The sequence below is a fragment of the Streptomyces humicola genome, from assembly GCF_024436035.1.
In the GTDB taxonomy this organism is placed as follows: domain Bacteria; phylum Actinomycetota; class Actinomycetes; order Streptomycetales; family Streptomycetaceae; genus Streptantibioticus_B; species Streptantibioticus_B humicola.
Genome location: NZ_JANFNG010000028.1, coordinates 1 through 21,290, shown reverse-complemented (window position 1 = coordinate 21,290; position 21,290 = coordinate 1). Strand labels below are relative to the sequence as shown.

The 21,290-nt window shown below is 70.2% G+C and carries 26 protein-coding genes and 1 pseudogene; 9 read left to right on the top strand and 18 right to left on the bottom strand.

Annotated elements, in window-relative coordinates:
• Window positions 1–79: 79 nt before the first annotated feature.
• Window positions 80–1,423, top strand: coding sequence for an alpha/beta hydrolase family protein (locus tag NGB36_RS26245; RefSeq protein WP_255923000.1), 1,344 nt, complete (start codon window positions 80–82; stop codon window positions 1,421–1,423).
• A 275-nt stretch (window positions 1,424–1,698) separates the two neighbouring features.
• Here the strand turns inward: NGB36_RS26245 and NGB36_RS26240 are convergent, their stop codons facing one another.
• The 3 genes from NGB36_RS26240 to NGB36_RS26230 form a co-directional block, all read right to left on the bottom strand.
• Window positions 1,699–2,139: a VOC family protein gene (locus tag NGB36_RS26240; protein ID WP_255922999.1), complete on the bottom strand. Its 441-nt coding sequence runs from the start codon at window positions 2,137–2,139 to the stop codon at window positions 1,699–1,701.
• An 81-nt stretch (window positions 2,140–2,220) separates the two neighbouring features.
• The gene (locus NGB36_RS26235; RefSeq protein ID WP_255922998.1) at window positions 2,221–2,661 is read right to left on the bottom strand and encodes a hypothetical protein; all 441 of its coding nucleotides are present in this window, start codon (window positions 2,659–2,661) and stop codon (window positions 2,221–2,223) included.
• 35 nt (window positions 2,662–2,696) lie between these two features.
• Window positions 2,697–3,287, bottom strand: a complete 591-nt coding sequence (locus NGB36_RS26230; protein WP_255922997.1) for a hypothetical protein — start codon at window positions 3,285–3,287, stop codon at window positions 2,697–2,699.
• A gap of 375 nt (window positions 3,288–3,662) precedes the next feature.
• Here NGB36_RS26230 and NGB36_RS26225 point away from each other — a divergent pair, with 375 nt between their 5' ends.
• A complete protein-coding gene (locus tag NGB36_RS26225; protein ID WP_255922996.1) occupies window positions 3,663–4,421 on the top strand; it encodes a sulfite exporter TauE/SafE family protein in 759 nt (252 codons plus the stop codon).
• A gap of 649 nt (window positions 4,422–5,070) precedes the next feature.
• The gene (locus tag NGB36_RS26220; RefSeq protein WP_255922995.1) at window positions 5,071–5,430 is read left to right on the top strand and encodes a hypothetical protein; all 360 of its coding nucleotides are present in this window, start codon (window positions 5,071–5,073) and stop codon (window positions 5,428–5,430) included.
• Window positions 5,431–5,520: 90 nt separating this feature from the next.
• On the opposite strand, the gene NGB36_RS26215 is transcribed toward NGB36_RS26220, so the two are convergent.
• From NGB36_RS26215 to NGB36_RS26180, 8 genes are all read right to left on the bottom strand, one after another.
• On the bottom strand, window positions 5,521–5,871 hold the full coding sequence (locus NGB36_RS26215) for a PLD nuclease N-terminal domain-containing protein (RefSeq protein ID WP_255922994.1): 351 nt from the start codon (window positions 5,869–5,871) through the stop codon (window positions 5,521–5,523).
• 212 nt (window positions 5,872–6,083) lie between these two features.
• Window positions 6,084–7,259, bottom strand: coding sequence for an acyltransferase family protein (locus NGB36_RS26210; RefSeq protein WP_255922993.1), 1,176 nt, complete (start codon window positions 7,257–7,259; stop codon window positions 6,084–6,086).
• Window positions 7,260–7,479: 220 nt separating this feature from the next.
• Window positions 7,480–8,016: a Clp protease N-terminal domain-containing protein gene (locus NGB36_RS33510; RefSeq protein WP_308288929.1), complete on the bottom strand. Its 537-nt coding sequence runs from the start codon at window positions 8,014–8,016 to the stop codon at window positions 7,480–7,482.
• A 14-nt stretch (window positions 8,017–8,030) separates the two neighbouring features.
• On the bottom strand, window positions 8,031–8,312 hold the full coding sequence (locus NGB36_RS26200; protein ID WP_255922991.1) for a SpoIIE family protein phosphatase: 282 nt from the start codon (window positions 8,310–8,312) through the stop codon (window positions 8,031–8,033).
• Window positions 8,293–8,448 (bottom strand): SpoIIE family protein phosphatase, encoded by a 156-nt coding sequence (locus NGB36_RS33505; RefSeq protein WP_255922990.1) that lies wholly within the window; start codon window positions 8,446–8,448, stop codon window positions 8,293–8,295. Before NGB36_RS33505 ends, NGB36_RS26200 begins: the two co-directional genes overlap by 20 nt.
• A 320-nt stretch (window positions 8,449–8,768) precedes the next feature.
• Complete coding sequence (trxA, locus tag NGB36_RS26190; RefSeq protein ID WP_372509534.1) at window positions 8,769–9,119, bottom strand: thioredoxin; 351 nt, start codon at window positions 9,117–9,119, stop codon at window positions 8,769–8,771.
• 34 nt (window positions 9,120–9,153) lie between these two features.
• A complete protein-coding gene (locus tag NGB36_RS26185; RefSeq protein ID WP_255922989.1) occupies window positions 9,154–9,567 on the bottom strand; it encodes a MerR family transcriptional regulator in 414 nt (137 codons plus the stop codon).
• 90 nt (window positions 9,568–9,657) lie between these two features.
• Window positions 9,658–9,942, bottom strand: coding sequence for a hypothetical protein (locus tag NGB36_RS26180; protein ID WP_255922988.1), 285 nt, complete (start codon window positions 9,940–9,942; stop codon window positions 9,658–9,660).
• A 128-nt stretch (window positions 9,943–10,070) separates the two neighbouring features.
• Between NGB36_RS26180 and NGB36_RS26175 the strand changes: the two are divergent.
• A pseudogene (locus NGB36_RS26175) lies at window positions 10,071–11,259 on the top strand (Tm-1-like ATP-binding domain-containing protein).
• Window positions 11,260–11,500: 241 nt separating this feature from the next.
• Window positions 11,501–12,292 (top strand): VOC family protein, encoded by a 792-nt coding sequence (locus NGB36_RS26170; protein ID WP_255922987.1) that lies wholly within the window; start codon window positions 11,501–11,503, stop codon window positions 12,290–12,292.
• 50 nt (window positions 12,293–12,342) lie between these two features.
• On the opposite strand, the gene NGB36_RS26165 is transcribed toward NGB36_RS26170, so the two are convergent.
• The 4 genes from NGB36_RS26165 to NGB36_RS26150 form a co-directional block, all read right to left on the bottom strand.
• Window positions 12,343–12,588: a hypothetical protein gene (locus NGB36_RS26165; RefSeq protein WP_255923057.1), complete on the bottom strand. Its 246-nt coding sequence runs from the start codon at window positions 12,586–12,588 to the stop codon at window positions 12,343–12,345.
• A 165-nt stretch (window positions 12,589–12,753) separates the two neighbouring features.
• The gene (locus NGB36_RS26160; protein ID WP_255922986.1) at window positions 12,754–13,032 is read right to left on the bottom strand and encodes a galactose oxidase early set domain-containing protein; all 279 of its coding nucleotides are present in this window, start codon (window positions 13,030–13,032) and stop codon (window positions 12,754–12,756) included.
• Window positions 13,007–13,297, bottom strand: a complete 291-nt coding sequence (locus NGB36_RS26155; protein WP_255922984.1) for a hypothetical protein — start codon at window positions 13,295–13,297, stop codon at window positions 13,007–13,009. Before NGB36_RS26155 ends, NGB36_RS26160 begins: the two co-directional genes overlap by 26 nt.
• A 402-nt stretch (window positions 13,298–13,699) precedes the next feature.
• Window positions 13,700–14,725: a rod shape-determining protein gene (locus NGB36_RS26150; RefSeq protein WP_255922982.1), complete on the bottom strand. Its 1,026-nt coding sequence runs from the start codon at window positions 14,723–14,725 to the stop codon at window positions 13,700–13,702.
• Window positions 14,726–14,912: 187 nt separating this feature from the next.
• Here NGB36_RS26150 and NGB36_RS26145 point away from each other — a divergent pair, with 187 nt between their 5' ends.
• Window positions 14,913–15,905: an alpha/beta hydrolase gene (locus tag NGB36_RS26145; RefSeq protein WP_255922981.1), complete on the top strand. Its 993-nt coding sequence runs from the start codon at window positions 14,913–14,915 to the stop codon at window positions 15,903–15,905.
• A 22-nt stretch (window positions 15,906–15,927) separates the two neighbouring features.
• Here NGB36_RS26145 and NGB36_RS26140 read toward each other — a convergent pair whose 3' ends face one another.
• Window positions 15,928–16,488 carry a lytic transglycosylase domain-containing protein gene (locus NGB36_RS26140; RefSeq protein WP_255922980.1) on the bottom strand — a complete coding sequence of 187 codons (561 nt, stop codon included), beginning with the start codon at window positions 16,486–16,488 and terminating at the stop codon, window positions 15,928–15,930.
• Window positions 16,489–16,594: 106 nt separating this feature from the next.
• On the bottom strand, window positions 16,595–17,083 hold the full coding sequence (locus tag NGB36_RS26135; RefSeq protein ID WP_255922979.1) for a hypothetical protein: 489 nt from the start codon (window positions 17,081–17,083) through the stop codon (window positions 16,595–16,597).
• 87 nt (window positions 17,084–17,170) lie between these two features.
• On the opposite strand from NGB36_RS26135, the gene arfB reads away from it, so the two are divergent.
• On the top strand, window positions 17,171–17,608 hold the full coding sequence (arfB, locus tag NGB36_RS26130; RefSeq protein WP_255923056.1) for an alternative ribosome rescue aminoacyl-tRNA hydrolase ArfB: 438 nt from the start codon (window positions 17,171–17,173) through the stop codon (window positions 17,606–17,608).
• A 9-nt stretch (window positions 17,609–17,617) separates the two neighbouring features.
• Here the strand turns inward: arfB and NGB36_RS26125 are convergent, their stop codons facing one another.
• On the bottom strand, window positions 17,618–18,091 hold the full coding sequence (locus NGB36_RS26125; protein ID WP_255923055.1) for a flavin reductase family protein: 474 nt from the start codon (window positions 18,089–18,091) through the stop codon (window positions 17,618–17,620).
• Between the two features lie 444 nt (window positions 18,092–18,535).
• Here NGB36_RS26125 and cdgB point away from each other — a divergent pair, with 444 nt between their 5' ends.
• Entirely contained in the window at window positions 18,536–20,179 is a 1,644-nt protein-coding gene (gene cdgB / locus NGB36_RS26120; RefSeq protein WP_255922978.1) for a diguanylate cyclase CdgB, read from the top strand.
• Window positions 20,180–20,302: 123 nt separating this feature from the next.
• Complete coding sequence (locus NGB36_RS26115; protein WP_255922977.1) at window positions 20,303–21,208, top strand: CBM35 domain-containing protein; 906 nt, start codon at window positions 20,303–20,305, stop codon at window positions 21,206–21,208.
• Window positions 21,209–21,290: the final 82 nt, after the last annotated feature.

Here is a 21,290-nt window from a genome sequence, read left to right as displayed (position 1 = left end):
GGGCGCGGGCGGAGTGGGGGTACGGTGTGCGGCAGCCGATCGCCATTCGCTCGATCGCGGACCATCAAGGGGGTTGTCCATGTCACACCGTCGAACGCGCCGCCGTCGCAGACTGCTTGCCAAAGCCGTCGGTACGGCGGGCGCGCTGGCCGTCGCCCTGAGTGCGGGGATAACGCCTGCGACGGCCGCCGGGAAGGCGCCCGGCAAGCCCACGCCCACGGCCACTGGATTCTCGCCCGACGAGGACGCGCCCTGGGCACCCACCGCCGACGAGCCGCGGTTGCCGAACGCGCCCGCCCACTCGGCCGCCACGCCCGGCCGCGTGGGGGACGATTCCCTCCAGCTCAACCTGCCCGCGCTGACCGGGCGTTACCCGGTGGGGACGATCAACCTCCACCTCGTCGACAAATCCCGCACGGACCCGTACGTGCCCGGCAACAAGCCGCGTGAGCTGATGGTCTCGGTCTGGTATCCGGCCGCCTCCGCCTCCGGCCACGCGCAGGCACCGTGGATGCAGTCGATCGCAGGGGACCACTTCCTCGCCTCCCGCGGCCTGTCCCCGTGGCAGGTCTCCCTGCCGCAGACCGCGGGGCGCACCGGCGCCCCGGTGGACACCGAGCTCGGAAGGCTGCCCGTCCTGCTGTACTCGACCGGGCTGCACTCGGACCGCGCGATGGGCACAGCCCTCGTCGAGGACCTCGCCAGCCGCGGCTACCTCGTCATAGCCGTCGACCACACCCACGACGCCAACGAGGTGCAGTTTCCCGGCGGGCGACTCGAGGTCGACACCATGCCGTCCGGTGCCCACTCCGCCGACACGCTCAACGTGCGGGCGGCGGACATCCACTTCGTCATCAACCAACTCGCCACGATAGCCAAGGGCGGCAACCCTGACGTGGACCACGCCACGCTCCCTGCCGGACTCTCGGGCGCCGTGGACATGTCCCGCATCGGGATGTTCGGCTGGTCGCTGGGCGGCGCGGCGGTGGCGACCTCCATGCAGCTCGACCCCCGCATCGCCGCCGGCGCCAACCTGGACGGCCAGTTCTTCGGGTCGGCGACCAGCAAGAACCTGGGCCGCCCCTTCATGTTGTTCAGCTCGGGCAGCCACAACCGCAACGACGACTCGTCGTGGCGCACGTTCTGGTCGCACCTGACGGGCTACCGACTCGACATCCAGCTCAAGGGCTCGGCGCACCTGTCGTTCAGCGACAACGAGGCGATGGTGCCCCAGGAGGCGGGCGTGCTGGGGCTCTCCCGGGCCCAGCTTCGGCAGGAGTTCGGCACGATCGACCCGAACCGGGCGATCTACATCGAGCGCGTGTACCTGGCGGCCTTCTTCGACCAGGAGCTGCGCCACCAGCACAGCACCCTGCTCGACGGGCCGGCCAAGCAGTACCCGGAGATCTCGTTCGTCCGCTGACGGGATGGAACGCCAAGCGCGCGCCCGGCCGGACGTACGCGAACGGGTCGGCCCCGCACCCGGGGCCGGCCCAGCGCAGGGATTCCATGATCCTTAGCAGTCCGTAGTAATCCGTAGTAATCCGTAGGCGCAGGGCATGAACGCCGGCTCGCCCATGCGCGGACCCGTCTCCCGACCGGCTGATCCGTTGGTGGCCGTTTTGAGGTCGGATTGGGATCGGTTGACCTTCGCTGAGACAGCACCCATCCGGGTGCGGCACCGATCGGGGTCTCTCCTCAGACGACCGGTTCGCCGATGCCCAGCATGTTTCCCTCGCTGTCACGGAACCAGGCACCGCGTTCGCCCCGTGCGCCCTTGCTCGGGTAGTTCCCTTCGATCTCGGCGATCCCGTTCCTCGTTCGAAACCCAGGTACGTCGACCTCTTCGAACACGACGCCCCGCCGTTTGAGTTCCGACACAACTGCCTTGAGGTCGTCGACCTCCCAGGCCATCTGAGTGAAAGTGCCGGGAGAGACTCCCGTCGACCGGAACAGTACGAACTCCGCGCCTCCGCACCGGTACAGCAGCCCGCCGGGCCGTTCATCGACGGGTTCCAGAGCGAGCTGCTCGGAGTAGAAGCGCCGCGCCCGGTCCAGGTCCTGGGCCGGAAGCCTGGTCGCCACGCGTGCCAGGGCCAGAGCGTTCCCGTCGTCTGCGTTCCTGTCGTCTGCGTTCATGTCTCCACTGTGCGGTGAGTCGTGGCCGCAGGAGTGGAGGCGACGAGCGTGTGCACGGCGGCTTCACTGAAAGAGTGAGTTTCACAGTTGCCGACGCTGCCTGCCCACGAGCGCGCCACCCGCCCAAGTCCGGGCACCGACCGCGGTGAAGCCGCGCAAGAAGGCCTCGACGAGCCCGCGGCGCGGCGCCAGACGCTTCAGCATCACCTCGCCCCGCACCGGCATCAACTCCGCCGCGGTGCCGACAATCCGGTTCGGGATCGCCGGCGTGTGCACCACCAGCGCAAGGTGATCCGGTGCGACCGAGACGAAGGCCAGGCAGACCCCGCCTGGCTCGTCGCCCCACAGCACCGCCCGTAGGCGCGTCTCGGGCTCCGGGCGGGCGAGCGCCGCGACGGCCTGAGCCAGGCGCCTCGAGGCGTCGTTGATCCCGGCCGCCCGGTAAGCGCGCCGCTGCGGACCCTCGCCCAAGGCGAGCTCGCACCAGCCCGCCGTGAAGTGGAACGCCGCCGCTTCACTCATGTCCCGGATCTCTCCCTGGCCACGAGTGCGGGAGCTCAGCGGCGGGGGCGCGGTTCCTCGGCGGGCACGTCAGGACTCAGTGAGAATTCACCTCCAAGCGCTCGACGTGCTGCGGCAACGAACTCCCCGGTAGTGGCACCTCGAACACGGAGCGCTTGCGCCCGGGCCGATGGGTCGAGGTCAACTACGCAGTCCTCGGTGTCCGGATGAGAGTTCACGACGCGCGCGTGCTGGTGGAACTCGTTCCCTATGCCGCGCACTACCGCAGCTCCCCGCTCTGCGACGTCTTCCGGTCCCACCAACCGCACCCGGATGTAAGCCTCATCCAACGCCCGGCGCGCAGCGAACCCCGATCCGCCGTGCTGTGACTCAGCCGGCAGCCGGGCCAACCACCTCTCGTCCAGCACCCGGTAGGCAGCATCAGCATGAGACAGGAACCGCTCATACGCCTCGCGGCGCATCTGCCTGTGGTCGGTCGCACGCTGCTCGGCGCGTTCCTCACGAGCGAGCAATGCCTGATGTCGTAGTTGCTTATTGGCCGTCCAGGCCGAGACCGAACCCGCCAGCCCTGCAGCGGTCAGCGTTGACAGGGAGGTGATCAGGGCAACCGCGACCGTGTCATTCACGGCGGTCATTGTCTCGCAAGGGTGGTTCGCCTCGCCGCGGATGCCGGACGGCACGGCACGGTTGCGACGCCACTCGCGCCACTCGCGCCACCCACGTTGCCCAGGCACGGGCGGCGGGCAGGCTGCTGGTGAGAGTGGTCAGCCGCGTCAGGGCGAGCCGCCCGCGCGGCGGTAACCGCGCTTGTCTGCCTTCGCCGTTGGCGGTCTCGGTGTGCGCGCCCGACTCTCCCTGACCGGTCTCGCGTTCATCGGCATAGCCGCAGCACTGATCCGCCATGGCCGACGCATCCCTCGCAGGCCCAGCGTCTACGGTTCTTCAGCCTTACACCAGCGACCGGTACCAGCCGGACCGGAGCACGATGGTGGGATGAACACATGACGATATGGGACACGTGTGCCGTCTTCGTGGCGGGCACAGGGGCTGGAACGATCAATGCTGTCGTCGGCTCCGGGACGCTCCTCACCTTTCCGGTACTGCTTGCCGTGGGCGTGCCGCCCGTTGCCGCCAATGTCTCCAACACCCTCGGCCTGGTGCCGGGGTCGGTCAGCGCCGTCGTCGGCTATCGCCGTGAACTTGCGGGCCTGCGCACGCTGCTGCTCCGGCTGGGTGTGGCCGCCTTGACCGGTGGCGTCGTCGGCGCGGCCCTGCTGCTGACCCTGCCCGCGGGGATCTTCGCAACGGTCGTTCCGGTGTTCATCGCGATGGCGCTGGTCCTGGTGATGCTTCAGCCGCGCCTCGCACGCAGAGTCGCCGCGCGGCCCGGTGGTGCGGCAGGGGCGCGCACGAGCGCGATCCTCAGCGCCGGGGTGTTCACCACCGGAGTGTACGGGGGGTACTTCGGCGCCGCGCAGGGTGTGCTGCTGCTCGGACTGCTCGGTGCGGTCCTGCACGAGGATCTCCAGCGGATCAACGCTGTCAAGAACGTCCTGGCCCTGCTGGTCAACGCTGTTGCGGCCGTGGTCTTCCTCTTCGTGGCCCACTTCGACTGGTCGGCGGTGCTTCTGATCGCCGCCGGTTCTGTCATCGGTGGCCAGGCGGGGGCTCGTCTGGGCCGCAGGCTGTCGTCCACCGTGCTGCGGGCAGTGATCGTCGTGGTGGGCCTGGTGGCGATCGGCCAGCTGCTGGCCGGTTGAGCGATCATTCGCCTGACGCTGGTGATGCTCCTGCGAGGTCCGCGGGCGGGGCCAGATCGGCCAGGGTGAACAGCAGATCAGGCCCTGGCCACCCGCAGCGTCCCGCTCCCCGGCCCGGCTCGGCCCGGCAGGCGATCATGTCCGACGTGCGGTCGTGCTCGGTCATGGCGTCGATGCCGCGGTGGCGCAGTGCGGGGTGGCGGGTGAGTTCGACGGCGACATGGGCGAGCAGGACGCGGGCGCGGGTCTCGGCGATACCGGCAACGGGGTGGGCGTGGCTGGAGGTCGGTCGTGGTCACCCGGAGGATGTCGTCGACCTCGCCGCGCAGCCGGGGGTAGTCCGGCCGGGTCGTCCGCCGGGCGGCTGACCGCCAAGCGGACGCCGGCTGCGCACACGGACCTGTGACTTCGGCCGTCGCCCGGATCCTACTGGCGGCGGCTCCACGTGACCGTCATCCTCTGACAGGCCCCCGCGGTCGGGCGGGTCGCTCTGCCTATGGTACTGCTATGTGCTTGTCAAGCAGGCTGGCCTATTGTTCGCCTGATCGTGTGGCGTGGCGCGGATATCGACATGGGCAGACTCTTCACAGCAATACAGACAAACCATCAAATCCCATCGCATGTATCTGTATTGCGGGAAGAAGGCGTCATGATGAATCGTCACTCCATCGGTAGGGCGGCCGCCGCGGTCCTGCTCACCGGCGGTGTCGCCGCCGGTGTGGTAGCGGGGGCCGTCGGCGCGCAGGCTGACTCCGCCCAGCCCTATGCGGCGGTGCAGGGGAGCGTGGTGACCCCCGCTCCGCTGAACGTCCGCTATGGCCCCGGGACCGACCACTGGATCAGCAGCTCGCTCGGCAACGGCACAAGCATCTGGATCGCGTGCAAGTCGGAGGGCACCAACATCGGAGGAAACAACCGCTGGTATCAGCTGACCAACAACCAGGGTTGGGTCTCCGCCCACTATGTCAATACCAACGGCTACGTCCCGTGGTGCGACAGCCAGGGCTGACACAGGCCAGGGCTGACGCAAGCCAGCGCAGAAACGTTCGCCCCGCCCGGGTCGGCTCCGGGCGGGGCGCGCCTGTCGCGTTGCCCGGCGCTACACGGCGGAGGGGGCGTCGTCGGTGCCGCCGCTCTGCCGACGGCGCAGCCGCTCCTCCAGCGAGTGCAGGAATGCGAGGTTGTCGTCCGGCGGAATCCAGTGGGCCGGTTCGTCGATGGGATCTTCCCGAACGTGCAGGCCCGCGCCCCCGCCTGCCGCATCAGCGCGCGGGCGGCCGGCGGCGAACCAGGCGAGCGGACCGGCCAGCACCATTCCGAAGGCCGCGATGAACACGAGCCACACGGCCTTGGGTAGCTGCCGTACCTGGTGCCGAGGCGTGGCAAGGCAGTCGACGAGCGCGCACGCCCAGACCGCCATGCTCGCCACGACCAGTAGATACCGAGCCATCAGCGGACGTCCCCCGGCCGTATCCGTGCGCGAGAGGGCGGTCTGGCAGGGCGTTTCACTGGAGGACTCCTTCTGCCGGAGGCATGAGGGTGGCCCTGAACTGGATCATAGGATGCTCAATACGTCGAAGACGGGGTGAGGTGCCGATGGGTTCCCGACTTTAGAAGACTTCTTGGCCAATCCCAAGATGCGGGACCAGACCCGCTGCCGGGTCAGCCTCGGGACCGGTCCGCCCGGGCAGCGGTTGCCGGGGAGTCAGCGGGGCTGCGTCGCCCGCGGAGCAGTAGCAGCCTCCGTCCCGGGCGTTCCACTCCCGCGTACAGCAGCCAGGACAAGGCGAGGGATGCGGCCAGCGCGGCAGCGGTGGCGCCGAGCGCGGACAGGACCGGCAGGCGCGGGGAGTACGCGTGGAACAGGCGCTCGCCGAAGCGGATCGCCAGCAGGTGGATCATGTAGAAGGCGAAGGACAGCTCGCCGAGCCGCACGAGCACGGGGCGTCGCCACAGCGACGCGGCGCCGGTGAGGTCGGCGCGGGCGGCAGCCGGGATCAGCAGGGCGAAGCCGAGCAGCGGGCCGACGGCATGGTGGTCGCCGCCGAGCTCGGGTGCGAGGAAGTATCCGACGACTGTGATCGCCAGCGACGTCTTCAGGCCCGGACCGCGCCAGCGGTCGAGGAGCATCAGGCGGGCGAGAGCAACGCCCAGGACGAATTCGGGCAGTCGGGCCGGCGGATAGTAGTAGTCGTTCCAGCCGAGGCCGAACTGCGTGTTGACGAAGGGCATGAACACGGCGGCCAGCGCGCTGAGGCCGGCGATCGCCGCGGCGGCTCGTGCGGAGCTGTGGCGCAGCAGAAAGGCAATGAGCGGGAAGAGCGCGTAGAAGAAGGCCTCGCACGCCAGTGACCAGCTGACCGGGTTGAGCGTCTCGCGCCAGGAGTACGTCCAGGAGTGGACCAGCAGCAGGTTGGCGACCGTCTCCTGCCCGGTCGGTTTCATGTACGGCATGACGGTGTACGCCATCAGCAGCGCGAGACCGGCAGTGACCAGGTGGACCGGGTAGATGCGGGCGATCCGCCGCCTCCAGAAGCGGGTGGCCCGGTCCTGTGGTCTGGCCGACCACATCAGGATGAAGCCGGACAGGATGAAGAAGAACGACACTCCGGTGTCGCCCGAAGCGAAAGCCCACGACGCCACCTTGCCGCCCCTGCCGCCGAAATAACCGGCAAGGTCGATGTGCAGGCCGAAGACGAGCAGCGCCGCCAGCCATCGCAACCCGGTCAGCGACGGCAGCGGCGGCCGCGATCCACCGTGACCACCCGGCTCCGTCCGCTCGGCACGCACCGGCCCCGTGGCGTGGCCTGGCGCCCCGGCTGCCGCGGGCGCGCTCATGAAGACATCCGCCGAGCGGAGCCACACAACGCCGTCAAGGCCATCGCCGTGCGTGCAATGGGCGGTATGTCGGTATCTGCACTCATAAGCGGTGATCTCGGTAGGCGATATGGACTTGGGTGGCCCCATGGCGAGGCCGGCCCCGCCCCCGCGGCGTGCGGAGGGGCGCCTGGCAACGGTGCACGAGTTCACTCCTCAGGGCAAACCCGCAGCATCCCGCTCAGGGGATTCTCCCGTGCGGTGGCTCAAGCGGGACGACCACCCGGCGGGCGGAGCGAAGGGCGCGAGCGCGGCGCCGATGGTGTGGATGCCATGGGTGTGCGCCATTCGGGTGAACTCGCGGAGTCCGGCGATCAGCGGCCCCGACCCGCCGAGGGGAGGGGCGTTCGGCTCCCACGACGAGCTCGGCGAGGATGTCGCCCGCCGAGGCGGCGCCGGTGATGAGGTCAAGTGCCTCGCCCGTCCACCGGGTGGCGCGACGCACGTTCACGACGGGGGTTACGAGGCTTGCGCTCGCGCGGTCGAGGATCGCCTGGCGCAGCGACTCCGTGTCCACATCGAGCTCCGACAGGACCTGGATCGCGACGCCTTCGCCCTCCGCGAGCAGGCCGAGCAGAATGTGCTCGATGTCGATGCGCGGCTCCCGAGCGCGGCAGCATGACGTAGCGTCAGTTCCAGTGCCTTCTTGGCACGGCCCGGGCGCGTCGGCCGCTTCCCGAGGCCGACCTACACGCCGCGCTCGGGCTGCCTGCGTCACCGCGCTCGCCCTGGTCAGTGTGGCGCCGTTGCCTGTTCCGCCCAGATCGTCTTGCGGGTGGGGGTGTAGCGGGTGCTGCCGTCGGGCAGGTCCGTCTCGGTCGCCTCGAAGGACAGGCCGCCCAGGCCGAGCGGTGGACCGATCGGAACATCGAGGAGCCGGGCCGGGTGACCCGGGCGGGAACCGGCGGGATGGCCCGCGCAGGCGACGCGGATCGGGGCGGAGACCGGGTCGTACCCCGCATACAGGCAGCTGGTGCCCACCTCGGTGACCGGCTCACCGGCCGCCTGCTGCACTTCGGCCGCCCGGCCGACGATGGAGGTCGATGTGCGCCAGCACCTCGTCCGGGGGCAGGTCCATGCCGGCCAAGGTGCGAATCACCGTACGCAGCCGTCCCACACGGGCGATGGCGTCGATGCCGCGTTCGGTCACGTCGCCGACCACCAGGGCCAGACGGGCGCTGGACAGGGTATGACGTCGAACCAGTCGCCGCCGATCCCGGCCGGGCCGCGCGCCGCAAGGTAGCGGGAGGCGCACTCCTCCACCCATCGTGCACACCGCCTCCCGGCTGCGCACGACAGGCGCACCCCCGCCGTCGGAGCGGCTCGCCGGTATCGCGCGCACGTGCGGCGACCACGACCCGGAGGTGCTGGTGAACCGCCTGCTCGCCGACGTACGAGAGTACGCCGGACCCCGGGCGCGCGACGATGCGGCCGTGCTTGCGGTGCGCAGGGAGGACGGCCTCGCAGACGTCAGATCACATCGGCGAGCTCCTTGAGCAGCCGGCGCTTGGGGCGGGCACCGACGACGGACATCACCGGCTCGCCGCCACGGAAGACCATCAGCGTCGGCATCGACAGGACTCCGTATGCGGCCTGAGTGCCGGGATTGGTGTCCACATCGAGTCGGACCACCTTCAGGCGGCCGGCCTCCTCCTGCGCGATCTCCGCGAGCACGGGCGTGATCATCCGGCACGGGCCGCACCACGCGGCGGTGAAGTCCACGAGCACCGGAAGCTCCGCCTCCAGGACTTCTGTGGTGAAGGTCGCGTCCGTGACCCGGGGAAGCTGGTTTTGGCGTGTTCCTGCCAACATCTGGCGCATGATGATGCTCCTCTGCTTGTCCTCTGCGCAAGTCTCAGGGTTCGTGCGGCACAAGCTCGCACCGCGGCTCGGGGCCGCCCGGCACGCCGGCCTCGGCTTCGAGCTCCGCCTGGGCCAGCCGGGCGCCGATGCGCTCCCGCACCTGTTGAAGCTGCGCGATGCAGTCGTCGAGTTCGGCCAGCTTGCGCCGGTAGACGTCGAGCGAGGCGGGGCACGAGTCGCCCTCGGGGTGGCCGGTGCGCAGGCACTCCACGAAGGGCCTGGTCTCCTCCAGCTCGAAGCCGAAGTCCTGCAGCGTCTTGATCTGCCGCAGCAGACGCAGATCGTCCTCGTCGTAGGAGCGGTAGCCGTTTCCAGTGCGGCGGGAGGTCAGCAGGCCGCGGGCCTCGTAGTACCGCAGCGCGCGGGTGGTCGTACCCGCCCGTTCGGCAAGCTCGCCGATCCGCATGTCCCACCCCTTCCGTGCCGCTCCGCTTCGACACCCATGACGGTAGACCTTGACCTGGGCGTCAAGGCCAGCGGCTATCGGCGGAAGGACTCAGCGGTCGGTGAGGCGGCGGCTCAGTACGTCCACGTAGTCGCTGTAGGCGGCCGCGACGTCTTCGAGGTCGACCATCTGCGGGAGGTCGATGAGCGGCTGCCGCTCGGCGAGGAAGGCGGCGGTCTCGTTCACCACCCGCTGCTCCTCGGCCTCGGGGACGTGCAGCTCCTCGAGGACCGACGGGTTGGCCTGGAAGCGCGACACGACCGTTCCGCGCGTCTCGCGGGCGCGCAGCAGATATTCGTGATCGCCCAGTGGTTCGATGTGAAGCTGCTCGGACATAACGGATTCCTACCCGCCACGAGCGGGTGCATATCACTCGATCTGCCGAATGCCCGGTTTCGTCGCACGCGGCCTTGTCGGCCCTCGGCGCCTGCCCAACACTACGAGCCATGCCGATACCGATACCGATACCGACAGTCGTGCTGGTGGGAACGCTTGACACCAAAGGGGAGGAGTACGGCTGGCTGCAGGAGCGCCTGCGGCATCTGGGGGTGGGGGTCCTGCTCGTCGACGCCGGGGTGGTTGCGGGCGGACGGCGACCGGGGTGCGGCGGTCACGGCGATGGCACGCGGCGCGGCCGAGACGATCGTCCGGCTGCACGCGCAGGGGCGGCTGCACGGCGTGCTGGCCATCGGCGGCAGCGGCGGCACCTCGATCGCGACGCGGGCGATGCGGGCGCTGCCGCTGGGCGTGCCCAAGCTGATGGTCTCGTCGATGGCTGCCGGTGACGTCTCACCGTACGTGGGCTCCGCCGACCTCGCGATGATGTACAGCATTGTCGACATCGCGGGCGTCAACAGGGTGTCGGCGCCCATACTCGCCAATGCCGCCGACGCGATCGCCGGGATGGCGAAGGGGTACGCGGCCGCGCCCCGTGCCGAGCGGTCGGTGGATCTCGTGGGGGGCGGCAAGCCCCTGGTGGCGACGACGATGGCGGGCGTGACGACGCCGGGGGTCGACGCGGCGCGCGAGCGGCTGACCGAACTCGGCTACGAGGTGCTCGTCTTCCATGTCTCCGGTTCCGGCGGTAGGTCGTTGGAGATGCTGGCCGGCCAGGGCCTCTTCGCCGGCGTGCTCGATCTGACGCTGAGTGAGCTCGCCGACGACCTGGTGGGCGGCATCCTCACCGCAGGGCCGGACCGGCTGCGAGCCGCCGGGCGCAAGGGGGTTCCGCAGGTGGTGAGCCTGGGTGCGCTGGACATGGTCAAGTTCGGGCCGCTCGACTCGCTCCCCGAGCGCTTCCGTGACCGCCGTGTACGGGTGCACAACCCTTCGATCACGGTCATCCGCACCACGGTGGAGGAATGCGAGGAGCTGGGGCGGCGGGTCGCGGCGAAGCTGCGGGAGGCGACCGGGCCGACCGCCGTGTACATACCCCGCCGCGGCCTGTCGACCCTGGGCGGACCGGGCGGCCCGTACCGCGAGCCGGCGACCGACGAGGCGCTGTTCGCGGCGCTCCGGGGCAGCCTGCGCGGCAGCGGGGTGGACGTCGTCGAACTCGACACGCACATCAATGACCCGGCGTTCGGCCGGGTCACGGCCGAGCGCCTGCACTCGATGATCACACAGGACGCCGCCGGGCCCGCTGCGGGGTGACGGCCGGCCTTCGGCCCGCGCCCGTGCTCGACTGGCTCGAACAGCACCTTCCCGGCTCACGGTTGCAGCCGCTGGAGGCCGCACTGCGCCGGGCACCGACGACGAGCGGGCAGCCGTCCTGACCGGGCTGGCCACTCTGGAACGGCTGCTCGACGGCTGACGGCCCGGCGGCTGACGGCGCGTGACCCGAGCGGTCCATGTGCGGTTGCCGCCCGGACCAGGCGTGAGAAAGCTGGTGGCCATGCCCAAGAAGACCTCTTACAGCAACGGCACGCCGTGTTGGATCGACGTGACGGCACCGGACCTCGGCGAAGCCAAGCAGTTCTACGCGGCGCTGTTCGGCTGGGAGTACGAAGACACCGGCGAGCAGACCGGCCATTACACCCTCGCCAAGCTGAAGGGGGAGATGGTCGCCGGGCTCGCGCCGGCGATGGCCGACCAGCCGTCGCCGCCTGCGTGGACGACGTATCTGTGGGCCGATGACGCCGACGAGACCGTGCGGAAGATCGGCGCAGCGGGCGGCACCGTGATGATGGGGCCGATGGACGTCATGGAGCAGGGCCGGATGGCCATCGCCACCGACGCGGCCGGGGCCGTCTTCGGGATCTGGCAGGGAAACGCGCACCGCGGCGCGGGCCTGGTCAACGAGCCGGGCACCATCGTCTGGAACGAGAACCTCTCCACTGACCCGGCCCGCACTCGCGACTTCTACCAGCAGGTCTTCGGCTACGAGTACGAGGAGCCGCAGGGGATGACCCTGCCCGACTACGTCGTCTGCAAGGCCGGAGGGGACATGGTGGGCGGGATCGGCGCGCAGCCGGAGATGATCCCGCAGGGCACGCCCTCGTTCTGGAACACCTACTTCGTCGTCGCCGACACCGACGCGGCCGTGGCGAAGATCGGGGAGCTGGGCGGGCAGATCCTGGTGCAGCCGCAGGACGCGCCCTTCGGCCGCTTCGCCGTCGCGCGCGACAAGGGCGGCGCGAGCTTCTGCGTCATGACGCCTCCGCCAGGCGCCGGACAGGCGGGCTGACCGGCACACGGAGCCACGGCACCGACGGCACCGAGGGCACGGGCGTTCGGCTATTCGAGTGGTGGCGTGGCCTCGCTCTGGTACTCGTAGTTCCAGGGCTCGTCGGAGACGTGTTCGGTGCGTTTGTAGTATGCGGCGCTTTCGGGCCACGCCTGGTGGGCGTCGGCGTCCTGCACGGTGATCGCCTCGGGGTCGTAGAGGATGCCCTCGGGCGGCTGGGCGCCGGTGACGACAATGCCCAGCGTGAGCCCGTCGCCCGGGCCCCCGTGGAGTCGGATTCTGGTGACCACGTCCATCGCCTCCCTCAACCAATGATCGCTCGCCGGGGCCACGAACGCAGTCAAGCCACCCCCTGTTACACCACTTGTGTCACAGGAGATGCGCCAGGGCCATACCCTGGGCGGCATCCACAGCGCGCTGCCGCGCCGCCGCCCAGGGGATGGCGAACGGTTGTTCGCGTGTCAGGTCGTCATGCGCACGATGCGGCCCCTGGAGGGCACGCCCTCACCGCCGACGACCACCAGCTGGTAGTCGCCGGGAGGCGCCGCCGCCGCGTTCTGCGGAATCTGCGCGCGCAGGGTGCGCAGGCCGCGCTCGATGTCCTCGCGGCGGTGGCCGAGCACCCTGAGCCACACGAAGCGCTGGTCCATGTCATTGCCGTGCGTCGTGCACCCGAAGCGGATGAGCGCCGCGCGGGCATCGCGGTAGAGGCTCTCACCCGAGACGTCCAGCGTGATCACGCTGCCGTACGTCAGCGTCGGGCGCTCCGGCGAGCCCGTATCCGTCCACCCCCACGGATTCGATGACCGGGCGGGGGCCGCGCCACAGGTACGACGGGAAGTACCGCTCCGCGTCGGTATGGACGGTCATCCACGGGACGCCGGTCTTCGGATCCCGCAGGATGCTCCCCTTGCGGTTGTCTCCGAAGCCGCCGGTGCTGCCGGCCTTGAGCACGGTGCCGTCGGCGAGCAGCGTGGTGTCGCAGAGCACGCGCGGGTGGCGCATCCTGCGCACCGGCCCGTGCGGCGGGCGCCACCCCTTCTGATCCTCCAGGGGGTTGGCGGTACTGATCTCGAAGATCTCGGCGGTTGCCGTGGCCGGGTGTTCGGGCTGCAGGTCACGCGGGTATCGTGCGAAGCAAAATCTTTGGATGACGCAGCGACGGGCCGTCCAGCAAGCCGTTCTCGTCGCGCCCGCGCAGCCATCGGTCGAAGAACGCGGAAATATACGCCTCTTCGGCGGCGACCGCGCGCCGAGGGTCGACGGGCCGATGTTCTCGGTCACCGTGGATGCCGGGTGTCTGCGCCGCCCGTCAAGGCCTTCGCGCGTCACGCCCGCCGTGCCATCCGGCCCGCGCGACGTCCGGGGTGGGGCTGTCCCGCCCTCCCGCGCACCCTGCGCCGTCGGTCAGCCGATCGCCTCCAGTGGCATCGGCCGCACCTTGCCCTCCACCATCGCGCCGAGGCCCTGTACGGCGCAGATGTCCGGGCGTTCAGGGATGCTCACCGGCACCCCCGTCGACGTGCGCAGCATCGTGTCGAGCCCCGGCAGCAGTGCGCTGCCGCCCGCGAGCATGATGCCGCGGTCGGTCAGGTCGGCGACGAGGTCGGGCGGGCAGCGGCGCAGCACCGCGCGGATGCCGTCGAGCACCGAGTTGAGCTGGGGACGGATGGCAAGCCGTACGCCTTCCGGGTCGACCTGTACCGAGCGGGCCAGGCCGCTCGCCGCGTCCATGCCGTGCACGACGGCGCTTGACGACTCGTCGTCCAGCGTGCTGAGCATCGTGTGCAGCGGCCGTACGGACTGGCTCGGCAGCATCAGCGCGTGCTGGTTGCGCAGGTAGTGCACGACGGCGCGGTCGATCGCCTCACCGCCCACCGGGATCGTCTCCGCGGCGACGATCGACCCCAGCGACAGGACCGCGATCTGTGTCGTCGCGGCCCCGCACACCACGATCATCGTCGCCTCCGGGTACTCGACCGGGAGCCCGCACCCCACGGCGGCGGCGATGAGCGTGTCGACGAGCTCCACATGCCGGGCGCCGAGCCCGGTGAGCGTCTCGATCGCGGCGCGGTGGGCGAGCGGCTCGCTGCCGTGCGGGGTGCAGACCGCGGCGCGCAGCACCGGCTTGCGGCGCCAGGTGTTGCGCAACTTGTCGCCCATCAGATGGCGCAGCATGCGTTGCGCCATCCCGATGTCGACGACAGTGCCGCCGGACACCGGACGGACCACCTGGATGTGCTCGGGCGTGCGGCCTGCCATACGTTCGGCTCGGGTGCCGACGGCGACGAGGGACCCGCTGCGGCAGTCGACCGCGGCGACGCTGGGCTCGTCGACGACGATCCCCGTCCCCTTCAGATAGACCCGTGTCCTGGCGGCGCCGAGGTCCACGGCGACTGAGCAGCGGCGCAACTGGTCGAGGCTGGCTGTCACGGGAGTTCCTCCCCTGTCGGGCGGCGGACGACGTACGGCGTACCGCCATCGTCAGCCCATCTGCCGTCAGCCGCCTGTTGAAATGCACTGTTTGGGCGTTTATCAGGATATAGCCACATGATCCCGAATGGCGGGCACGGATGCGGGCAGGTTATGAGGAAGCCGGAAACCGGTGGAGGGATCCGCGATGAAATGTTTGCTGGCCGCGGCCGCTGCCTTGGTCTGTCCGGTGCTGGTCGCGGGGTGCAGCGACGAGGGGGATCCGGTCACCTTCAACGCCCCGGCCAACACCGCGCGGCCCGGCCCGATGGGCGGCAGGTCGTCGCCGGCGCAGATGCCGACCGGGCCCGACGCGTCGTTCACGGTGCAGCGCACGGTCGACGACGCGGACAGCACCAAGATCGGCGTGACCACCTATCACGGCAGGAAGTCCGGCTTCACCGGGAGGGTATGGGTGTGGGCGCCGCCTCAGTACTTCGACCCGAAGTACGCCACCATGGGCTTTCCGGTGCTCATCGCCCTCCCAGGCGGCCTCGGCTATCCCAGCAACTACTGGTTCGGTGCCGATCTGCGACTCCAGGAGAAGATCTACAACTGGTCCCGGGACGGGACGTCCCTGCCGTTCATCGTCGTCATGCCGGTGCTCAACCCGGACAGGCATTACCACGACTGCAGCGACATCCCCGGCCAGCAGAAGATGGGCACCTGGCTCACCCAGGACGTGCCCGACCTGGTGAGGCAGAACTTCCGCACGCTCAGGGCACGCGACGGCTGGGGGTTCATGGGGTCCTCGTCCGGCGGCTTCTGCGCGCTCAAGAGTGTGCTTCGGTACCCGCAGACCTTCAAGGCCGCGGTCGCGAGCGGTCCCGACATCGCGCCGGACTCGCCGCTGTGGCACGGGAACGAGGCGGCGATGCAGGCCGACGACCCGCGCCACCTCGCCGACCAGCTGATCCGCAACGGAGGGCCCGACGTCTATCTGGGGTTCCAGGTCGGCTCGACGGAGCGCTATGACATGGCGAAGGTGAAGAGGTTCATCGCGCAGTACGGCGTAGGGCCGGTCCACACCCGGCTGCAGGTGATCGATGGTGGCCGGCACACCGCGCGCAGCTACACCAAGGGCATGGCCGAGGGCACCATGCAGTGGATCAGCGAGCACATGCGCGGGCCCTCCGGCTGACGCGCCTCCGGCTGACCCGTGGTCACCCGCTCGACGGTGAGGGGCTCGTCGTCGCGCCGATCTGCTGGGCGTAGGTCGTGGTGTACTGCGGTATCAGCTGCTCGATCTTGTTGACGTAGTTCTGCGTCTCGTTGATCTGCGGGATGCCCTGCGCCTGCAGCACGGCGTTGGGGCCCGCGTTGTACGCCGCGAGAGCGAGCTGCGTGGGGTTGCCCGGCACGTTCTTGACGACCTGGAACAGGTGGCACATGTACGCGCCCTGCGTCGGGATCGCGTCCTTCGGGTCCCAGACGTCGGCCTTGCCGTCGCCTGCGTAGTCCTTGCCCCACTCGGCCCACGTCGTAGGGTCGAACTGGGCGATGCCCTGCGCCTTGCCGGAGTCCGCCTGCGGATTCCACTTGCTCTCCGCCTCGATCTGCGCCGCGAGCAGCGGGACGCTCAGCTCGGGACAGGACTTGGCGGCCTGCTGCACCGTCGGCAGGTAGGCGATAGGGATGCGCGGCAGCGCCGGCGGCCTGGTCAGCCACCAGAAGACACCGAGCCCGGCAGCGACAAGGAGCACGACCCCGAGGGCCAGGCTCACCAGGCACCCGCGGCCGCTCCTTCTACCCGAGCGCCTGGATTCGTTCTGCATCTACGTCTACGTCCACCGTGTCTGAGTTTGCTGGGGGTTCTGCTTCCCCCGGGAGCTATACACGCGGAAAGCGGGCCAGCAGGTTCCACACGACCGGGTTACCGGCCAGTTCGTCGTGCATGTCTACCAGGTCGGCGACGAGGTCGTGCAAGAAGTCTCGGGCCTCACGCCTGAGCTCACCGTGGTTGACGGAGAGCGGCGGCAGCCGCGGCGCCCAGTCGGCGGTGATCTCCACCCAGCCGAAACGGCGCTCGAAGCGCAGCATTTCCGTCGACTGGGTGAAGTCGAGCTCCGCTCGCTGCGGACGCGACGCCCGGCTGCCGAGCGGGTCCTGGTCGAGCCGCTCGGTGATGTCGCACAGCGCCCAGGCGAAGTCGAGGACGGGCACCCATCCCCAGGGTGTGGACAGCTCGTGCTCGCCCTCCGCAATGTAGACGTCGCCGCAGAACAGGTCATGCCGCAGCGCCTGGACGTCCGCGGTGCGGTAGTCGGTCTGCGGCGGGTCGGGGAAGCGGCGGGAGAGGGCGTAGCCGAGGTCGATCACCCCGGAATCGTAGGCCGCGGACCTCCGGCCGGAAGAAGCCGGAAGGCGGCGGAAAACCCCGTGACGGAACCGCCGCCGGCCGGGATCATGGAACGCATGTCCGGGCCCGTCGTCATCCGCGGCTCGGTCTCCGTCCCGGAGGCCGAGCTCATGTGGCGTTTCTCACGCTCGTCCGGGCCCGGCGGCCAGCACGTCAACACCAGCGACAGCCAGGTGGAACTCCGCTTCGACCTGGCAGGCACGGAGTCGCTGCCGCCGCTGTGGAAGCAGCGTGCGCTGGAACGGCTCGCGGGGCGGCTGGTGGGCGGCGTGCTCGTCGTACGGGCGAGCGAGCACCGCTCGCAGTGGCGCAACCGGGAGACGGCCGCGGTGCGGCTCGGTGCGCTGCTGGCGGAGGCGACGGCTCCGCCGCCGAAGCAGCGACGCCCGACGAGAATCCCGCGCGGGGTCAACGAGCGGCGGCTGAGGGAGAAGAAGCGGCGCGCCGAGACCAAGCGCGGCCGCGGAGCGCGCGGCTGGGAGTAGGAGCCTGAATCAGCCCAGTTGGTGGTAGCGGCCGCGGAAGTACGTCAGCGGGCGGCCTGCCGTGCTGGGGGTGCGGGCGGTCAGGGCGTGGGCGACGACCAGGGTGTGGTCGCCGGCCTGGAGGCGCTGGGCCGTATGGCATTCGAGGACGGCGAGCGCGCCGCCGAGCAGCGGGGCGCCGGAGACGTCACCGCGGTAGTACGGGACGTCCTCGAACAGAAGGCGGTCGCTGATGCGGCCGCGCATGGCGAAGCGGCCCGCGATGTGACGCTGGCTCTCGCTGAGCACCGATGCCGCCCACAGCGGCTGTCGTTCGAGCAGCTCGTCCATGCGGGAGCCCTCGCGCACGCTGATCAGGACCATCGGCGGTTCCAGAGAGACCGAGAGGAACGCGGTCGCGGTCATCCCGACGTCCTCGCCGCTCACGCCCTCCTCGGGGTCGTGCGCGGTCACCAGGGTCACACCGGACGCAAGGCGTGACATGGCCGCGCGGAACTCGTCCTCGGTCGGCGCGCTCTTGGGCTGAAACACGTTCTGAACGCTAACCGGCCCGGCGGGCCCCGCGCATCGGGCCGCCGTCCTAGTCCCTCGGAACACCGGCCCTCGGGGCACCGGTCAGGTCCGGACCTAGGTCGTGCCGCACAGCGATCTGTCGTACGCTCCGGGCCAGCTTCACCAAGCGTCTTCAAGAGGTGTACGGAAAGCGAGGAAAGTTCTCCGCAAGAGACGTACCGAGCGTGCGCGGACCTCGACGTACTGCTGTGACTTGAGTCACAAGAGGAGTGGAAATGTTGACCCTGTGTACCCGTCGGGCTGCTCGCTGTGATTCAGTTGCCGTGGCAGTCGGACGATAAGAAATCTCGAAGGACCCAAGGAATCGCCCGGACGAATCTCAGGAGTCGAAACGTCGAGGCTCGGGGGAGAGACATGGACACCGAGTCGGAGCCATACGTCCGCCTCGCGACCCTGCGCCAGCTGCACCAGGTGGTGGCGGACCTCAACACCGCCCGCTCCCTGGCCGACACGCTGCAGGCGGTCGCCGACGGCGCCGTCAATGGCCTCGGCTATGAGCTGGCGGCCGTCAACCTCGTGCGGCCGGACGGCGATCTCATCGTGGCCGCGGTCGGAGGCAACGTGGGCGCCGAGGCGCTGATGGCCGGACGCGTCGGCTCACGCGCCTCCTGGGAGCGGAGGCTGGCCATGGGTCACCGCTGGGGCTCGCTGCGGTTCATCCCGCACGACGAGGGGTGGGTGCTCGACGGCGACGACATCCCCACCTGGCGCAACGAGGGGCCCGCCCCGAGCAGGCCCGACGCGTGGCACCCCGACGACCGGCTCCTCGCCCCCATGTACGCGACCCCGGCCGGCGGCGGCGAACTCATCGGCGTCATCTCCGTCGACCGGCCGCGCAACGGGCGGCGCCCCGGCGCCTGGGCCCGCGAGGCGCTGCAGATGTACTCCTTCCAGGCCGCCATCGCGATCAGCAACGCCCGGCTGCGCGCCAACATGCAGCGCGCCCTGGTGCGTCTGGAACGGGAGCAGCAGGCGCTGCGGGCGAGCGAGGAGAGCTTCCGGCAGGCGTTCGAGTACGCGCCGAGCGGCATGGCCATCGCGGAGATGGGCGGCGACCAGCACGGCAGGCTGCTGCGCGCCAACGACGCGCTGTGCCGGATGCTCGGCCGCCCGGCGGCAGTGATGCGGCGCTACTCCTTCTCCGACCTCGTCCACCCCGAGGACATCGGGCTGCTGCTGCGCACCGCGGCCGAGGGCGGCCGCGCCGAGCTGCGCCTCGCGCGCCGCGACGGCTCGTACCTGTGGGTGAGCCTGCGCAACTCGGTGGTCGCCGACACCACCGACGGGCCGCGCTTCCTGCTCACCCACGTCGAGGACATCGAGGAGCGCAAGCGGCACGAGCTGGCGCTCGCCCACCGTGCCAGCCACGACTCGCTCACCGGGCTGCCCAACAGCGCCGAGCTGCGCGCCCGGCTGAGCGCCCGCCTCTGCTCGCGGCCGAAGGCGCTCGACGGGCGCGGCGGCGTCGCGAACGAGGACCTGGAGGACGTGGAGGCGCTCGAGGAGTTCGGCTACAGCTTCCCGATGGCGCCGGGCAAGCCGTACGACCACCACGTCCACGCGGTCGACCCGAACCTCGTCCCCGGCGAGGACAGCGGCGGCAAGGGGCTCGCCGTGCTCTTCTGCGACCTCGACGGCTTCAAGTCGATCAACGACAGATTCGGTCACCACACCGGCGACGCGGTCCTGATCGAGGTCGCCCGGCGGCTGACCAGCGTCGTGCGGGACGGGGACACCGTCGCCCGGCTCGGCGGCGACGAGTTCGTGGTGCTCGCCGACGGGCTCGACAGCGACGGGGCGCAGGAGCTCGCCGTGCGGCTGAGGAACGCGATCATTCCGCCGATCAGGGTCGACGGCCGGGCGGTCCGCGTCGGCGCGAGCTTCGGCATCGGCTGGGCGGGTTGCGGGATGACCGTCGAAGAGGTGCTGCACTCTGCCGACCAGCGCATGTACGTCGAAAAGCGCTCCCGCTCCAAGGCGAACCGCAGGGCGGGCTGAGCCGTCTTACCGTGGCGAGGACCGCGGCGGCCCACGCGTTGCCGCCGCGGATCGGGGTAGGCTCGCGCGGGTCAAGACATGTCCGGTCCGCGGTGGCCGGACACAGTGGGGAGTGAGCAGCGGATGACGGCCGGCAACAACGGCACGCCAGAGCCCGAGAACGACGACCCGTTCGCGTACCTGTACCGCGGGGAAGGCGACGAGGCCGCGCAGAGCGCCCGTCCCGGCCTCTCGCGTACCTCGTACCACCAGGTCGGCCGGGTGGGCGAACGGCGCGCCTCGCCGCAGCAGACGCAGCCGTACCCGCAGCAGCAGCCACCGCAGGCGCCGCAGGCGCCGGACCAGTACGGCGGTCGGCAGTTGCCGCCGCAGCGCGGCGGCGCGCACGGCGGCGGGGGCGTCCTCGGAGGCAACCGCCGCGGCCTGATGATCGGCGCGATCGCGGTGGTCGTGGTGGTCGTGGCCGGCATCGCCGTCGCGGCGCTCACCGACAGCAACGGCGGCAAGACCAATCAGGCCGCCGGACAGAGCCCGTCGCCCAACGCCTCGGACTCCCAGCCCTCCCCGTCGGCGAGCACCGACCCCAACGCGGGCCTGCCGCAGCAGTACGCGGCGAGCCTGACGCTTTCCGGCGGCGCGGAGACCAACACCAACCACAAGGGCGCGCAGGGCCCCAACGGCGCCTTCGTCGACGGCATGGACGCCCAGGGCGCGACCGCCACCTGGACCACCCAGGTCCAGCAGGCCGGCTCGTACATCCTCTGGGTGCGCTACGCCAACGCCGACGGCAACAAGGCGACCTCCGAGGTCCTGGTCAACGGCAAGCCGCTGGGCTGGAAGATAAACCTCGCGGACTACGGTCAGCAGGGGAACTGGGACCAGTGGTTCACGTCGTACGTCACCGTCAACCTGAATCAGGGCTCCAACACGATTGCGCTGAGCTGCGGGTCGGGCGACACGTGCAATTTCAATCTGGACCGCGTCGGCTTGACGAAGGATCAGAGCGCCAAGCCTGACGGGTGGTCCTGACGTAGGTGTTTTTCCCGCCGCCCGCCCGTTGCGGTGACGCTGCGCTGGGCGCTGGGCCTTTGGGGGTCGGTTTGCCCGTTCC

Coding starts and splice junctions, on each gene's coding strand:
- NGB36_RS26185 (WP_255922989.1), bottom strand. CDS start 9,567: ATGCGGATCGGCGAGCTTGCCGAACGGGCGGGTACGACCACCCGCGCG.
- cdgB (WP_255922978.1), top strand. CDS start 18,536: ATGGACACCGAGTCGGAGCCATACGTCCGCCTCGCGACCCTGCGCCAG.
- NGB36_RS26145 (WP_255922981.1), top strand. CDS start 14,913: ATGAAATGTTTGCTGGCCGCGGCCGCTGCCTTGGTCTGTCCGGTGCTG.
- NGB36_RS26245 (WP_255923000.1), top strand. CDS start 80: ATGTCACACCGTCGAACGCGCCGCCGTCGCAGACTGCTTGCCAAAGCC.
- NGB36_RS26155 (WP_255922984.1), bottom strand. CDS start 13,297: ATGCGCCACCCGCGCGTGCTCTGCGACACCACGCTGCTCGCCGACGGC.
- NGB36_RS26180 (WP_255922988.1), bottom strand. CDS start 9,942: ATGTCCGAGCAGCTTCACATCGAACCACTGGGCGATCACGAATATCTG.
- NGB36_RS26235 (WP_255922998.1), bottom strand. CDS start 2,661: ATGAGTGAAGCGGCGGCGTTCCACTTCACGGCGGGCTGGTGCGAGCTC.
- NGB36_RS26165 (WP_255923057.1), bottom strand. CDS start 12,588: ATGGACGTGGTCACCAGAATCCGACTCCACGGGGGCCCGGGCGACGGG.
- NGB36_RS26170 (WP_255922987.1), top strand. CDS start 11,501: ATGCCCAAGAAGACCTCTTACAGCAACGGCACGCCGTGTTGGATCGAC.
- NGB36_RS26215 (WP_255922994.1), bottom strand. CDS start 5,871: ATGGCTCGGTATCTACTGGTCGTGGCGAGCATGGCGGTCTGGGCGTGC.
- NGB36_RS26240 (WP_255922999.1), bottom strand. CDS start 2,139: ATGAACGCAGACGACAGGAACGCAGACGACGGGAACGCTCTGGCCCTG.
- NGB36_RS26210 (WP_255922993.1), bottom strand. CDS start 7,259: ATGAGCGCGCCCGCGGCAGCCGGGGCGCCAGGCCACGCCACGGGGCCG.
- NGB36_RS26225 (WP_255922996.1), top strand. CDS start 3,663: ATGACGATATGGGACACGTGTGCCGTCTTCGTGGCGGGCACAGGGGCT.
- NGB36_RS26125 (WP_255923055.1), bottom strand. CDS start 18,091: ATGTCACGCCTTGCGTCCGGTGTGACCCTGGTGACCGCGCACGACCCC.
- arfB (WP_255923056.1), top strand. CDS start 17,171: ATGGAACGCATGTCCGGGCCCGTCGTCATCCGCGGCTCGGTCTCCGTC.
- NGB36_RS26220 (WP_255922995.1), top strand. CDS start 5,071: ATGATGAATCGTCACTCCATCGGTAGGGCGGCCGCCGCGGTCCTGCTC.
- NGB36_RS26115 (WP_255922977.1), top strand. CDS start 20,303: ATGACGGCCGGCAACAACGGCACGCCAGAGCCCGAGAACGACGACCCG.
- trxA (WP_372509534.1), bottom strand. CDS start 9,119: ATGCGCCAGATGTTGGCAGGAACACGCCAAAACCAGCTTCCCCGGGTC.